The organism is Devosia sp. 63-57 (genome assembly GCF_001899045.1).
GTDB classification, from domain to species: Bacteria; Pseudomonadota; Alphaproteobacteria; order Rhizobiales; family Devosiaceae; genus Devosia; species Devosia equisanguinis.
Genome location: NZ_MKUY01000005.1, coordinates 154595 through 169319 on the forward strand (window position 1 = coordinate 154595; position 14725 = coordinate 169319).

General features: G+C 62.8%; 12 protein-coding genes. 5 read left to right on the forward strand and 7 right to left on the reverse strand.

Annotation, left to right across the window (positions count from 1 at the left end; genetic code table 11):
- Positions 1-11: 11 nt before the first annotated feature.
- Both mtaB and dapF read right to left on the reverse strand, forming a co-directional pair.
- Positions 12-1274: a tRNA (N(6)-L-threonylcarbamoyladenosine(37)-C(2))-methylthiotransferase MtaB gene (gene mtaB / locus BGO80_RS09000; RefSeq protein WP_126148946.1), complete on the reverse strand. Its 1263-nt coding sequence runs from the start codon at positions 1272-1274 to the stop codon at positions 12-14.
- Positions 1274-2122: a diaminopimelate epimerase gene (dapF, locus tag BGO80_RS09005; protein ID WP_286722993.1), complete on the reverse strand. Its 849-nt coding sequence runs from the start codon at positions 2120-2122 to the stop codon at positions 1274-1276. Before dapF ends, mtaB begins: the two co-directional genes overlap by 1 nt.
- 233 nt (positions 2123-2355) lie before the next feature.
- On the opposite strand from dapF, the gene BGO80_RS09010 reads away from it, so the two are divergent.
- The 3 genes from BGO80_RS09010 to rpsP all read left to right on the forward strand — a co-directional run bounded on the left by BGO80_RS09010 (position 2356) and on the right by rpsP (position 5997).
- On the forward strand, positions 2356-3789 hold the full coding sequence (locus tag BGO80_RS09010) for a methyl-accepting chemotaxis protein (RefSeq protein ID WP_286720989.1): 1434 nt from the start codon (positions 2356-2358) through the stop codon (positions 3787-3789).
- A gap of 223 nt (positions 3790-4012) precedes the next feature.
- Entirely contained in the window at positions 4013-5599 is a 1587-nt protein-coding gene (gene ffh, locus BGO80_RS09015) for a signal recognition particle protein (protein WP_286720990.1), read from the forward strand.
- A gap of 35 nt (positions 5600-5634) precedes the next feature.
- On the forward strand, positions 5635-5997 hold the full coding sequence (rpsP, locus tag BGO80_RS09020; RefSeq protein WP_126148943.1) for a 30S ribosomal protein S16: 363 nt from the start codon (positions 5635-5637) through the stop codon (positions 5995-5997).
- A gap of 270 nt (positions 5998-6267) precedes the next feature.
- Here rpsP and leuB read toward each other — a convergent pair whose 3' ends face one another.
- Complete coding sequence (gene leuB / locus BGO80_RS09025; RefSeq protein ID WP_286720993.1) at positions 6268-7368, reverse strand: 3-isopropylmalate dehydrogenase; 1101 nt, start codon at positions 7366-7368, stop codon at positions 6268-6270.
- Between the two features lie 194 nt (positions 7369-7562).
- Here leuB and BGO80_RS09030 point away from each other — a divergent pair, with 194 nt between their 5' ends.
- Positions 7563-10826 carry a S41 family peptidase gene (locus BGO80_RS09030; protein WP_286720994.1) on the forward strand — a complete coding sequence of 1088 codons (3264 nt, stop codon included), beginning with the start codon at positions 7563-7565 and terminating at the stop codon, positions 10824-10826.
- A 321-nt stretch (positions 10827-11147) separates the two neighbouring features.
- Here BGO80_RS09030 and BGO80_RS09035 read toward each other — a convergent pair whose 3' ends face one another.
- Positions 11148-12413: a Glu/Leu/Phe/Val family dehydrogenase gene (locus BGO80_RS09035; RefSeq protein WP_286720995.1), complete on the reverse strand. Its 1266-nt coding sequence runs from the start codon at positions 12411-12413 to the stop codon at positions 11148-11150.
- 181 nt (positions 12414-12594) lie between these two features.
- Between BGO80_RS09035 and BGO80_RS09040 the strand changes: the two genes are divergently transcribed.
- Complete coding sequence (locus BGO80_RS09040; RefSeq protein ID WP_286720996.1) at positions 12595-12978, forward strand: GreA/GreB family elongation factor; 384 nt, start codon at positions 12595-12597, stop codon at positions 12976-12978.
- A 3-nt stretch (positions 12979-12981) separates the two neighbouring features.
- Here BGO80_RS09040 and BGO80_RS09045 read toward each other — a convergent pair whose 3' ends face one another.
- The 3 genes from BGO80_RS09045 to leuD are packed head-to-tail and all read right to left on the reverse strand — an operon-like array spanning position 12982 to position 14656.
- Positions 12982-13623 carry a CPBP family intramembrane glutamic endopeptidase gene (locus BGO80_RS09045; RefSeq protein WP_286720998.1) on the reverse strand — a complete coding sequence of 214 codons (642 nt, stop codon included), beginning with the start codon at positions 13621-13623 and terminating at the stop codon, positions 12982-12984.
- Positions 13624-13645: 22 nt separating this feature from the next.
- On the reverse strand, positions 13646-14041 hold the full coding sequence (locus BGO80_RS09050) for a RidA family protein (protein ID WP_126148937.1): 396 nt from the start codon (positions 14039-14041) through the stop codon (positions 13646-13648).
- A gap of 9 nt (positions 14042-14050) precedes the next feature.
- A complete protein-coding gene (leuD, locus tag BGO80_RS09055) occupies positions 14051-14656 on the reverse strand; it encodes a 3-isopropylmalate dehydratase small subunit (protein WP_286721004.1) in 606 nt (201 codons plus the stop codon).
- Positions 14657-14725 lie beyond the last annotated feature (69 nt).

Sequence of the window (14725 nt, forward strand, 5' to 3'; positions counted from 1 at the left end):
AGGGCACTTTATCACGCGGCCGCGCGCATCACGTCGCCGGTCAGCCCGTCCGCTCCCGCGCCGGTCATGCGCATGCTGACCAATTTTCCGGCCTGATCCTTGCCGACGGCAACGGGGAGAAAATGTTCGGTGCGGCCGATGCCGCTGCGTTCCACCAAGACGCTTTCGACCCTGCCGATGCGCGTCTGGCACAGGGCGGCGAACTGCACGTCCCCGGCTACCCGCAACCTGGCAGCGCGTTCCTTCGCCACCGCCTTGCCGACCTGCGGCATGCGCGCGGCGGGCGTGCCGGGGCGCGGCGAATAGGGAAAGGCGTGGATATAGGTGATATCCGCTTCGGTGATGAAGCGCAGCGAATTTTCGAACATCGCTTCGGTTTCGGTAGGAAAGCCGGCAATGATATCGGCGCCGAACACCATGTCGGGGCGCCTGCTGCGCAGCTTGTCGACAATGGCGAGCGCGTCGTCGCGCAAATGGCGCCGCTTCATGCGCTTGAGGATCAGATCGTCGCCCGATTGCAGCGACAGATGCAGATGCGGCATCAGCCGGGGGTTGCTCACCGCCTCGTAAAGCGCCGGATCGGCCTCGATGCTGTCGATGGAGGAAATGCGCAGGCGCGGCAGGTCTGGCACATGCCGCAGGATCGACTGCACCAGTTTGCCAAGGCTGGGCGCGCCTGGGAGGTCTGGACCATAGGAGGTAATGTCGACCCCGGTCAGCACCACCTCGAGACAACCATTGGCGACCAGTCTTTTGATCTGATCCACGACCAGTCCCATGGGCACCGAGCGGCTGGGACCGCGCCCGAAGGGGATGATGCAGAAGGTACAGCGATGGTCGCAGCCATTCTGCACCTGCACGAAGGCGCGGGTATAGCCATCCATGCCCTCGATCAGGTGGCCGGCTGTTTCCCGCACGTTTCCGATGTCGTTGACCTGCACCTTGTCATTGAGGGGGGCGCCGAACACCATGGGCTTGTAGCTTTCGGCCCTGAGCTTGTCGTGATTGCCGATGACCAGGTCAACCTCGTCCATATCGCCGAACGAGCGCGCTTCCGTCTGGGCGGCGCAGCCGGTGACGATGATCCGGGCGGATGGATTGTCGCGCCGCGCCTTGCGCACGGCCTGCCGTGCCTGCTTTACCGCCTCGGCGGTGACAGCACAGGTATTGATGATGATGGCATTGTCGAGCCCTGCCTTTTCCGCCTCGGCTTTCATCACCTCGCCCTCATAGGCATTGAGACGACAGCCGAATGTCAGGGTTTGCACACCCATCAGGCGGCCTCGCTGCGCGTCCAGGCGCCGGAGGTGGGATCGAGCCTGCCCTGCCATTCGAACTCGGCCGGTCCGGTCAGGGTCACATGGTCATTGGGCAGCCATTCGACCACCAGATCGCCGCCGGGCAGCGTCACCGTGGCCTTGCGGTTGGTGCGGCGGGTGCGGGCGCCATTGACCAGGGCGGCGCAGGCCGCGGTGCCGCAGGCCTCGGTCAGCCCGGCGCCGCGCTCCCAGGTACGCAGGATAATGCGCTCGGGATTGACCACAAAAGCAATGGAAATATTGGCCCGCTCGGGAAAGAGCGGGTGGTTTTCGAGCAAGGGTCCGAAGCGGTCGAGCGCATAGGACCAGACATCCTCCTTCACCCAGAAGGTGGCGTGCGGATTGCCGATGGACATGACCGAGGGGGAATGCAGCACCGGATCGTCGATCGGCCCGATCTGCAACTCGACCTGGCGGGTATCGGCAAATTCCTCGTTGAGCGGAATGTCGTACCAGGCAAATTTCGGCGTGCCCATATCGACGGTGATCAGCCCGTCTTCAGCCTCTTGCCCGAACAGGATGCCGGCAATGGTCTCGAAGGTGAAGAGCTTGCGGCCCTGCTCGGCCGAGAGCGACTGCACCACGCAGCGCATGCCATTGCCGCAGGCCTGGGCTAGCGTGCCGTCGGAATTGATGATCTCGATATAATTGACCGTGCCCGGCGTGCGGGCATCATGGATGGCCATGATCTGGTCGAACTTGGTCTCGGCCCGCCCATTGATGGCAATGGCGGCAGCCGGCGTGATGCGCGCAGACGTGCCCCGCATGTCGGCGACGATGATCTGGTTGCCCAGTCCGTTCATCTTGAAAAAGGGGACGTCGCTCACGGCGGTCTCTTCCCGATCGCAGCTATGGAAGTTCGAGCCCTATATGGCGGATCGACGGACAAATTGCCAGTGCCGGTGGCCTATTGTGCAGTATCCCAATCTTTGGGCAGCGCGCGGCAAATCAGGGTTAATACTTTCTTGCGATTCGGATTATTACTATTCGCCATGCTGAACGCCCCTGGGGAGAGGCGGACGGCGCGGAGGAGACAATGCCAGCATATGCGGTGACGCCGGTTGAGGGACCGGGCGGCAGGGATGTGCGTTTATCCGACATCGGCGATAGGGCTGGACGGCTTGGCGTCGAAATTGCCGACGTGGCGGGACTTATCGGCGACATCTCGGCCATCAGCCAGCAACAGGCGCTGCAGGCGGAAGCGGCGCGCAGTGCGGCCGGCGAGCTCAACGCCGTCACCGCCCAGGTCAGTCGCACCATGGGCACGACGCGCCAGGCGGCGGCGGAAGCGCGTCGCATTCTCCACCAAAGCACCGCCACCGTTTCGGCGGTGGTGACGCGCACCACCGGCACCATGGCGGCGCTCTCGGATGGCGCGATGAGCTTTCAGTCGACGCTCGAAAGCGTGTCGGGCACCGTGGCCGGGGTCGAGCGCGCCAGCGCCGCCATCGCCCAGATCGCGCGCGAAACCAAACTCCTAGCGCTCAATGCCTCGGTGGAGGCGGCGCGCGCCGGCGAAGCCGGGCGTGGCTTTGCCATCATCGCCAATGCGGTCAAAAGCCTGGCCGACCAGATCCAGGGTTTCTCCGGCCAGACCGTGGCACATCTGGGTGACCTCACCGAAGCGCTGGCCCATTTGCGCAACCAGGCCGGCAGCAATGCCGAGGCGGCGCGGATTGCCATGGCCGATTCCGATGCCGCCAGCCAGGCCACGGCCACGCTGGAAGCCCTCGTCGACAGCGTTGGGCGGCTGGTGGACGATATCGACGCCATGGCCCAGCCGGTCGAGCGCTCCATCGATGGTTTCGAGACCATGCAGGCGGAATTGTCGGCGCTGGCCGATGGCGTCGCCGCTTGCCGCGGGCATCTGGAAAAGACCGAGCAGCGCACCAATTCCATTCTCGGCATTTCCGAGGATTTCATGCTGTTCCTGGTCGAAGCCGGAGTGGAAACCGCCGATGCGCCCTTTATCGCCGTGGCGCGGGCCAAGGCCGACGAAGTGGCCGAAGCCTTCGAGATCGCCCTTGAGCGTGGCGAGATCAGCCTCGATGACCTCTTCGATCAGAATTATCGCGAAGTGCCCGGCACCAATCCCAAACAGATGCTGACCCGCTTCACCCAGCTGGCCGACAAACTGCTGCCGCCCATCCAGGAACCGGTTCTGGCGCTCGACAAGCGTATCGCCTTTTGTGCAGCGGTAGATCGCAATGGCTATCTGCCGACGCATAACCGCATCTATTCGCAGCCACAGGGCGATGATCCCGTGTGGAACGCTGCCAATTGCCGCAATCGCCGCATTTTCAGCGACCGTACGGGCCTCTCTGCCGGGCGCTCGACAAAACCCTTCCTGCTCCAGACCTATCGCCGCGACATGGGCGGCGGGCAGTTCGCCCTGATGAAGGATTGCTCGGCCCCGATCGTGGTGCAGGGCCGCCATTGGGGCGGGCTCAGGGTGGCCTTCAAGGTTTGAGGCCGAACTTGCCCGCTTTTCTTGACTCGGCGGGCGACTTCCCCTAAAGCGACCCTGTTCATCAGGCTTTTGCCCCTGACCAGCCGACCGGGACCCCGCTAGGGTACCACGATCCCGGAGGCCAACATCCGCCAGCGCGTTGCGCCCGCGGGTGGGTTTTGCATTTGGTCTTTTGGCACTTATCTCTCCGGGGACTGACCCCCGCGAGCGAAAAGGAAAAAAGATGTTCGAGAGCCTCTCAGACCGGCTTGGCAAGATATTCGATGGTCTTCGCGGACGCGGCGCGCTCAACGCTGCCGATGTCGACGCGGCCATGCGCGAAATCCGCCGGGCGCTCATCGAGGCTGACGTCAGCCTCGAAGTCGTGCGGGCCTTTGTCGAGCAGGTGCGCGAGCGCGCCGTTGGCGCCGAGGTGACCCGTTCGGTGACGCCGGGCCAGCAGGTGGTCAAGATCGTCAATGACGAGCTTGTGCAGGTGCTCGGGTCCGATGCCGTCACCATCGACCTCAATGCGCCGGCGCCTGTTACGCTGCTGATGGTCGGCCTCCAGGGCTCGGGCAAGACCACCACCACCGCCAAGATTGCCAAACGCCTCAAGGACCGGAACAAGAAGAAGGTCCTGCTCGCCTCTCTCGATACCCGCCGCCCCGCCGCCATGGAGCAACTGCGCGTGCTGGGTGAGCAGGTCGGCGTCGATACATTGCCGATTGTCACCACCGAGACCCCGGTCGAGATCGCCCGCCGCGCCGAGCGCGAAGGCCGTCTCGGTGGTTATGACGTTCTCATTCTCGACACCGCCGGCCGCACCCATATCGATGAAGAACTGATGGCCGAGACCGTTGCCATCAAGGATATTGCCAAGCCGCACGAAATCCTGCTCGTCGTCGATGCGCTGACCGGCCAGGACGCGATCAACGTCGCCCGCTCCTTCGACGGGCGGCTGGATGTCACCGGCATCGTCATGACCCGCGTCGACGGCGATGGCCGTGGCGGCGCGGCTTTGTCGATGCGCGCGGCCACCGGCAAGCCGATCAAGCTGATCGGTGTCGGCGAAAAGATGGATGCGCTGGAAGATTTCCATCCCGCGCGCATTGCCGACCGTATCCTGGGCATGGGCGACATCGTCAGCCTGGTCGAGAAGGCGGCGGAACATGTTACGGCCGAAGACGCGGCCAAGATGGCCAAGAAGCTCAAGAAGGGCTCCTTCGACTTCGAAGACCTGCGCGCTCAGTTGCTGCAGATGAAGAAGATGGGCGGCATGGGCGGGCTGATGGGCCTGCTTCCCGGTGCCGGCCAGATCAAGAAAGCCATGGCCGGCGCCAGTATCGACGAGAAGGTGTTCGATCGCCAGGTCGCCATCATCAATTCCATGACCAAGAAGGAGCGGGCCGATCCGGACCTGCTCAATGCCAGCCGCCGCAAGCGCATTGCCGCCGGCGCCGGTGTCGAGGTCTCGGAAATCAACAAGCTTGCCAAGCAGCACCGCCAGATGGCGGACATGATGAAAAAGGTCTCCAAGGGCGGCATGGGTGCCCTCGGTGGCATGTTTGGCGGCAAGATGGGGGGCATGCTCGGCGGCATGCCTGATCTCTCCAAGATGGACCCCAAGCAGCTCGAACAGATGGCGCGCCAGGCCGGGATCAATCCCGAACAGCTCAAGGGCCTGCCCTCTGCCGATCTGCCCCTGGCGCAGAAGGCGCTCCCCAGCGACGTCAATGCGCTTTTGAAATCCTCCGGCGGACCGGTTCTTCCCGGTATCGGCGGCGCTCCGCGTTTCCCCGGCCTTCCTGGCCTGGGCAAGAAGAAATAACCCGAACCTCAAACTGACAGCCTAGGAATATCGCAATGTCTCTCAAGATCCGCCTTGCCCGCGCCGGCACCAAGAAGCGCCCCTTCTACCACATCGTCGTTGCCGATGCCCGCTCGCCCCGCGACGGCCGCTTCATCGAGAAGCTGGGCACCTTCAATCCGCTGCTCGACAAGACCGCCGAAAACCGCGTCGTGCTGAACGCTGAACGCGCCCAGCATTGGGTCGGCGTCGGCGCCCAGCCGACCGACCGCGTTCTGCGTTTCCTCGACGCCGCCGGCGTTGCCAAGCGCGAAGCCCGCAACAACCCGAACAAGGGCGAGCCCGGCGAAAAGGCCAAGGAACGCGCTGAAGAAAAGGCCGCCAAGGCCGCTGCCGCCGCCGAAGGCGCCGCAGAATAATTTCTGGGCCTTCCAAGGTCCAAGGAATGCAAAAGCCCCGGTGGAGACACCGGGGCTTTTTGTTGCTTAACTTTCACCCCACCGTTCGTCACCCTCGGGCTTGACCCGAGGGCACTACACTTGCGGAGTTCTGGGGACCTACGCCCCCTCGGGGCAAGCCCGAAGGTGACGACTGATATATTGGTGCCCTTGGCCGCCATTCGCGCATAGCGCTCATGGCCTTGCCGCCTCACATCGCTCCACCGAAGCGATTTGCCCTTCAGGACGGCGTCAAGCCTTGAGCTTTGCCAGAATTGCCGCGCCCATTTCCTCGGTGCCGACGGTCTTGCAATTGGCCTGGGCGATGTCGCCGGTGCGCAGCCCGTCGCTGAGCACTGCGGAAATTGCGTCTTCAACGCGGGTGGCCAGCTCGATCATGCCGAAACTGTAGCGCAGGGCCATGGCGAAGGTGGCGATCATGGCGATGGGATTGGCAATGCCCTTGCCAGCAATGTCGGGGGCCGAGCCGTGGACGGGCTCGTAGAACGCCTTGCGCTTGCCGGAAACCGGATCGGGTGCGCCGAGCGAAGCGGAGGGCAACATGCCGAGCGAGCCGGTGAGCATGGCGGCAACGTCGGAGAGAATGTCGCCGAAGAGATTGTCGGTGACCATGACGTCGAACTGTTTTGGCGTGCGGACCAGCTGCATGGCCGCGTTGTCGGCCAGGATGTGGTGCAGCGCGACATCGGGATAGTCCTTGCCGACGCCCTTGACCACTTCGTCCCAGAGCACGCCTGATTTCATGACGTTCTTCTTGTCAGCCGAGTGGACCTTGCCGCCACGGGTGCGGGCCAGATCGAAGGCGACACGGGCAATGCGGTCGATTTCATAGGTCTCGTAGACCTGGGTGTCCACGGCGCGCTTCTGGCCATTGCCGAGATCGGTAATGGTCTTTGGCTCGCCGAAGTAGACGCCGCCGGTCAATTCGCGCACGATAAGGATATCGAGGCCCTCGACCAGTTCGCGCTTGAGCGAAGAGGCGTCGGCAAGCGCCGGGTAGCAGATGGCGGGGCGCAGATTGGCAAAGACGGCCAGTTCCTTGCGCAGACGCAGCAAAGCGGCTTCGGGGCGATGCTCATAGGGGACGTTATCCCACTTGGGGCCGCCCACGGCGCCGAAGATCACCGCATCGGCCGCCTTGGCCTTGGCAACGTCTTCGTCGGTGATGGCAACGCCATGGGCGTCATAAGCAGCGCCGCCGGCCAGACCGCTCTCGGTCGAAAAGTCGGTGAGACCTTCGGCATTGGTCCAGGCGATGAGCTTTTCCACCTCGACCATGATCTCGGTGCCGATGCCGTCGCCGGGCAGAAGGAAAAGGGAATGGGTGGCCATGTGGGTCAAAACTCCTCGCCGTACTGGTGGGTACACCTCGTGGGGCGGGACATAGCGCCTTTTCCCCCTCGCGCGCAAGCAGCGGCGTGACGCTAAGAAAGCCTTAACCCTGTCGGCATGGCGTTTTCTTTTGCGTTAGCAAGTTTTTACCCCCCGCCCGATTATCTCAACGCTTTGCATTGGGGGTATTTCAGATGATCATAAGACCAGCCGCACTTTCCATCCTGGCCATCATGGCCGCCATGGCGCCGGCCCTTGCCGAGGACGCCGCCGCCAGTCGCGATCTGGGCGAAGCATCTGCCTGGGTGCGCTTTCCCGCCATCGCCCCCGATGGCGAGACGCTGAGCTTTACCTATCGCGGCCGGGTTTTCATCGTCGATGCCGAGGGTGGACTGGCCGTGCCGCTGACTGCCAATGGCATCTATTCGCACCGCGCCACCTGGTCGCCGGATTCGGAGCGTCTGGCCTTTGCCTCCAATCTCAATGGCGATGACGATGTCTATGTCACCGATTTCTCCGGCACGCTTGAGCGCCTGACCTGGTCATCCGCCGATGAAGTGCCCACCGGTTTCAGTCCGGATGGCAAGTCCATCCTCTATACCGCGCTGCGCCTGGGCGATGCCGAGAACAGTGTGCAGGCGGCGCTGTCCGGCAAGCCGCAACTCTATGCGGTCAGCACCGAGACCGGCCGCGAAACGTTGGTGCTGCCCAATCTGGCCGAGCAGGCGCGCTGGAACCAGGATCAGACCAGACTGGTCTATACATATAATCCCTCGGTCGATCCCGAAGACCGCCAGCACCGCGTGCTGCCCAATGCCCGTCAGCTCTGGACCTATGACCCGGTGAGCGGCAACCATGAGCCGGTGTTCGAGGCCGATGGCATCGACCGTCACAATCCGGTATGGAGCGCCGACGGAGCCTCGCTCTACTACCTCTCGGAGGCCACCGGCTGGCTCAATGTCTGGCAGCTCGATTTTGCCTCAGGCGTCGAGACCCAGATCACCCGGTTCGAAGGCGATCCGGTCCGCGATCTGTCCATTGCCGACAATGGCACCCTCGCCTTCGCCAATCGCGGCCGGATCTATGTCAAGCCGGCTGATGCCGCAGAAGCCAGCCCCATCGAAGTGCTGACGCTCGAGCAGCGCGCCAATCGGCAGAGCAACTATATCGGCAGCACCAATCAGGGCTTTGCCTCTTCACCCGATGGCGAGGTGTTCGCCATGGTCTACAATGCCGATGTCTTCGTGCAGGATACCAGCGGCACCGTCCGCCAGGTGACCGCTACGCCGGGCCAGGAAAAAGACATCACCTTCTCGCCCGACGGCACCATGCTGGCCTATGCCGCCATCCGCGATCATCGCTGGGGCATTTACGGGGTCGAGTTGCGCGGCGATGCTGAAGATACGGCCCTGCTGCCGCGTTTTGCGGAAATCCCGCTCTACGTGCCTGAAACCGGCAATGCCTATAATCCGGTATTTTCACCCGATGGCAGCAAGCTCGCCTTCGTCGCCGACCGTCGTGAAATCCAGGTGCTCGATCTCGATAGCGGCGAGGTGACGGCGCTGGTCGGCGATGGCGATTATAACTCGGTCTATACCGACAATGATATGAGCTTTGCCTGGTCGCCCAGTTCCACGGACCTGCTGGTGCATTGGCGCTCCATGGGCGGCACCGAGTCCCGGCGCGTCGCCATCGTGCCTGCCGATGGCAGCGCTGCGGCCATGCCGGTGGGCAATATTCCCAATATGTTCGGCATGACCTGGAGCGCCGATGGCGGCCAGGTGCTCGGCTATACTACGCTTTACGGCGCTCGGTCCGCGCAGCTGCATGCCCAGGGCACCGATATCTACCGCATCTTCCTCTCCGAAGCCGCGCGACAGGATTTCCTTGACGTGGTCGAGGGCATCGATACCGGGTTCGATGAGGACGAGGACGGCAATCCGGTGTTCCGGCGCTATGAGCTGCCTGCATTCCGCTCCCTCAGTCTCGAGGGACGGCTGACCTTTGGCGCCGCAGAAGCCGAAATCCTGCAGCCTCTGCCGGACCAGAAGACCCTGCTTTCCGTGGCGCCGGTCGATGGCGACACCATGACCCTGCAGACCATCAGCCTGGTCGATGGTAGCATCGAAACCATCGGAGAGTTTCCTGCCCCGGGCTGGCAGGCCCTGTCCTATGTCGCCGATCTTGGCGTGGTCGATGTGAAGATCGAGGGGGCCATCCTGCGCGTGCCGGTGACGGCGCCCGACCAGATGAGCATCATCGATTCCCGTGTATTCTTCTCGCGCGACGCCGACGCGGCACGGCTTGCGGCATTCGAGCAGGCCTGGGCCGATGCGCAATATCGCTATTATGACAGCGCCCATCAGGGGCGCGACTGGGCCGCAATTGGTGACAAATACCGCGCCTATCTTGGCTCCATAGCCAGCGATCGCGAGCTCCAGGAACTGATCTCGGCCATGTATGGCGAGCTGTCGGGTTCGCACATGTTCACCGGCTATGGCGGTGCCGAAGCGGCGCGGTCGGACCTTGGCAACAGCAATGACTCGCTGGGCATCTATCTCGACCATGGCTTTGAGGGGCAGGGACGGCGCGTCGCCGCCATCCTGCCAGGCGGTCCGCTTGATCGCCGCTCCATCGATGTCGAGCCGGGCGATATCATCACCTCCATCAATGGCGTCGATGTTCCCGACGATGGCGGCATCGAGCGCCTGCTGAGCCTCAATGTCGGCCGTCCGGCCCAAGTGGGCGTTACCGACAGCCAGACCGGCGAAGAGCGCTTCTATACGGTCAAGCCACTCGACCAGCTCGATGAAGCCGGGCTGGCCAAGACCCGCCTCATCAATGCCCGGCGGGAAATGGTGGATCGCCTCTCCAACAGCTGCATCGCCTATCAATATGTGCCGGAGATGAACAACGACGCCTATCTCGATCTGCTGGGCAATCTCGAAGCCAAGCGCGGCATCGCCAAGGCGGCGCTGATCGATGTGCGCTCCAATGGGGGCGGCAATCTCACCCGCGAGCTGATCACCCTGCTCACGGGCGAGGCCTATTCCACCAATGGCTGGGCGCAGGGTCCGCTCGATGTCGAGCCGAACAATCGCTGGGTGTGGCCAAGCGCGGTGGTGGTCGACAGCTTCGGCTATTCGGACGGCTCGATGTTCCCGCAGGCCTATCAGGACAATGGCATCGGCAAGATCGTCGGCGATGTGGTGCTCAATACCGGCACTTCGGTCGACTATGTGAAAAGCGCTGTGGTGCCGGGTCTGTTCTATGGCCTGCCGGTGCTGCCGCATCGCCGCATCGATGGCACGCTTTACGAAAACAATATCATCGAGCCGGAAATCCTGGTGCCGTTCAACCCCAACACCGTCGGACTCAATACTGACCCGCAGCTCGAAGCGGCAATCTCGGTGCTGATGGAGGAAATCGGCGCCGACGCCGACTGCCGTCTGCGCTAAGGCCGATTGCGGCGGGGTGCGTTTCAGCTTTGACCTCGGAGCCACCCCAACCGCGGTCATCCCGGCCTAGACCGGCAGTGTCCACTTTGGGCTCAGTGATGAACGGGATTGGGGGCTTTCGCCTCCCTCCCCCTTGAGCGGAGGGATTAAGGGAGAGGGGCCATCGGTTCTTCACTGAACGACCCTACCCCGGCTCTCCTTCAGGTTGGCCATGGAGCCGCATCAACAAGAACGTGAAACGACATAGAAAAAGAAAGGCGCCCATCGGGCGCCTTTCTTATGTCTGGCAATGGGACAAGCGGCCAGAGGCCGCCGCCAAATTCAGCCGGCAAAGAACGGCTGGGTGCCATGCGCTTCGATGGCAGTGGCCAGGCGCCCCAGGGCGTGGATATAGGCCGCCGAGCGGGCCGAGACATTGCGGTCCTTGGCAATGGTCCAGACGGCACGGCCCTCGCGCTCGACGATCTTGAGCAGGCGGGCGTGGATCTCTTCGAGGTCCCAGTAATAGCCCTGCCGATTCTGCACCCATTCGAAATAGGAGACGGTGACGCCGCCGGCATTGGCTAGGATATCGGGCAGCACCACGATGCCCTTGCCCTCGAGCACCTTGTCGGCATCCGGCGTCACCGGGCCATTGGCCAGTTCGAGCAGCACCTTGGCCTTGATGGTGCCGGCATTTTCCTTGGTGATCATGTCCTCAAGCGCCGCCGGGACCAGGAGGTCGGCTTCCACTGACAGCAATTCGTCCGCGGTGATGACCTTGGCGCCCAGTTCGGACGCCATGTCGGCGACCCGGCGGCCGGCATTCTTGCCGGCGATCAGCTTTTCGACGTCGAGGCCGCCCGGACGGTAGATGGCACCGGCCGAGTCGGAAACGGCAACCACCGAATTGCCATCGGCACCGGTCAGGCGGGCGTAGAACTGACCGGCATTGCCGAAACCCTGGATGGCGACGGTGTGGTCCTTGTCGAGGCCAAGCTCGGTGGCCAGATGCCGTACGAGATAGAAGCCGCCGCGTGCCGTAGCGTCGTTGCGGCCGAGCGAGCCGCCGAGAGCAATGGGCTTGCCGGTGATCACGGCCGGCGAAACCTGGCCGGTGATCTGGTTATATTCGTCGCTCATCCAGCCCATGATCATGGCATTGGTGTAGACGTCGGGCGCCGGAATATCGCGGTCGGGTCCGATGATATTTGCGAAGGCCTGCACATACGCACGGCTGAGGCGTTCCAGTTCGGACTTGGAGAGCCCATGCGGGTCGACGCGGATGGCACCCTTGCCGCCGCCATAGGGCAGGTTCATCACCGCGCATTTGAAGGTCATCCAGAAAGCGAGGGTCTCGACTTCCTCGATGGTGGAATCGGGATGGAAGCGGATGCCGCCCTTGGTGGGGCCGCGGGTGTCGTCATAGCGGCAGCGCCAGGCCAGGAACGACTTGCGCGAGCCGTCATCCATGCGGATCAAGAGGCGCGTCTTGGTGGTTTCGCGCGGATATTTGAGTTTCTCGGTCACGTCCGGATCGATCTGCAGATGGTTGGCAGCTTCTTCCAGGCGAATGAGCGCGCGGTCGAGCAGGGTGTCGTCGGACATGGTTAACCCTCATGAACATGAATTATGCAGCATGCATAAATTTGCGGCACCTATCTGCCATGCGCGTGGGGTTAGGTCAATAAACCTGACACAAATTGCCCTGAAATATTGTTTTCTGCTCATTGACTGTGCAAACGCGCAGGCAGACATATGGGGGGCAGTCCAATTCTGGGTTCCAAACGTGTTTCCGTCCCTGCCGCTGCCCGACATCCTCATCAATGCCGACGACTACAACCGCGTCATGCTGTTGGCGGAGCGGTCCTTTCACACCCAGCCCTATGTCTCGGCCTATCTCGAGCGCGAATTGAAGCGTGCCGAGGTGTGCGATCCCTGGGATCCGGCGGGGGTGTCTATGGGGCAACGGGTCATGTTCCGGCTCGATGACGAGCCGCGCATGCGTTTGGGGATGCTGACCTATCCCAACCGGCCGTTTGGAGAGCGGGGCAATGTGCCCATTCTCGGGCCCGTCGGCGCGGCCCTGATCGGCATGCACCGCAATTCCACCATCGAATGGATGGATGGCGAGCGTATCCGCACCCTGACCGTGCTCGATTACGGCTGGTAGGGATCAGGCCGCAAAGCCATTGCGGTCGAACAGCACCCAGAAGGCGAAGAGATTGGTGAGGGCGTGGGCGATGCTCACGTAAAAGACCGATCCGGTCATCCACACCACCCAGCTCCAGAACAGGCCGAGCGCGGCAGCCCCGCCGATAAGCGCCAACGCCCCGCCATCGAAGCTGATACCCACGCTCAGCGCCAGCGGTATGTGCCAGGCGGTAAACAGCACCCAGCCCAGCCAGAAGCCCAGGGTCGGGCGCGCGCGGAAGGCACCGAGAAAGCCGCCACGCCAGGCGATTTCTTCCAGCGGGCCATTGATCACGCCGATGAGCAGCGCCAGCCACATCGCTCCGCTGGTCAGCATGGCCGTATTGGGCGCAAAACTGGCCAGCGCCACCAGGCCCACCTGCAACAACAGCAGCGGAATAAACCACCAATAGCGCCAGGGCAGGCGTTCGGTGAACAATTGGCCGTCATTGCCGGGCAAGGCATGCCAGCCGATCACCGGCAGGCAGAAAAACAGCCAGTAAAAGACCAGGGAAAACAGATAGCCGGCGCGCGGGTCCCAACTCGTAAGCCAGGGCACAAGCAAAAACAGCGCCCCGATAAGGAGCGCTGCATGCAGGAGAAGGGCGATTTGCGGCCGGGTCATGGTCGCGGCGCTGCCCCTCTGATCAGCTGTGGCTGGTGGCAGCGCCGATACGGGCGGTGACTTCGATCTCGATCTTCATACCGGCTTCGATCATCTGCACGATGAGCATGGAGGCAGCCGGGCGGATATCCTTGAACACGGGGCCAACGGCAGCAACCACCGCGTCGACATCAGCGCGATCGCCGACATAATAGACCACGCGCACCGTATCCTCGATCGAGGAGCCGGCTTGCTTGAGCGCCTTGTCGATGGTCGCCAGCGCATTCTTGGCCTGCTCGCCAACGCTTTCCGGCATGGTCATCGTGGCATAGTCATAGCCCGTGGTGCCCGAGACATAGACGGTGTCTTCGTGGCGGACGGCACGGGAATAACCGAAGGTCGCCTCGAAGGGCGAGCCGGTGGAAACGCGCTGGACCATGTGTGTTCCTTAGAGCCAGGGGCGGTTTGCGGCCATCTTGCCCTCGAAGGAGCTGATGGCGGGATCGGACTTCAGCGTGCCGGCAATGTCATCGAGCCCTTCGAGCAGGATGTGCTTGCGCGCCGGGTCGATGTCAAAATTGAGCGTGCCGCCATCGGGGCCCTTGATGGTCTGGGCTTCGAGATCGATGGTGAGGGTGGCGTTGGAGCCGCGCTCGGCATCGTCCAGCAGCAGCTTGAGCTGCTCGGGGCTGACGACGAGCGGCAGAATGCCGTTCTTGAAGCAGTTATTGTAGAAGATGTCGGCGAAGCTGGTGGAGATCACGCAGCGAATGCCGAAATCGGCCAGCGCCCAGGGGGCATGCTCGCGGCTCGAGCCGCAGCCGAAATTGTCGCCGGCAATGACGATCTTGGCCTGCCGATAGGCGGGCTTGTTGAGCACGAAATCCGGATTTTCCGAGCCGTCCTCATTGTAGCGCATTTCGGAGAACAGGGCGGTGCCCAGCCCCGTGCGCTTGATGGTCTTGAGGTATTGCTTGGGGATGATCATGTCGGTGTCGATATTGATGATCGGCAGGGGCGCCGCGACACCGGTCAGGGTGGTGAATTTTTCCATGGGGCAGTGGACCTCGCTACTGCACGCGTCATCGCGCGAAACCGGGGTTTCGGTCAAGACCTAACCGTA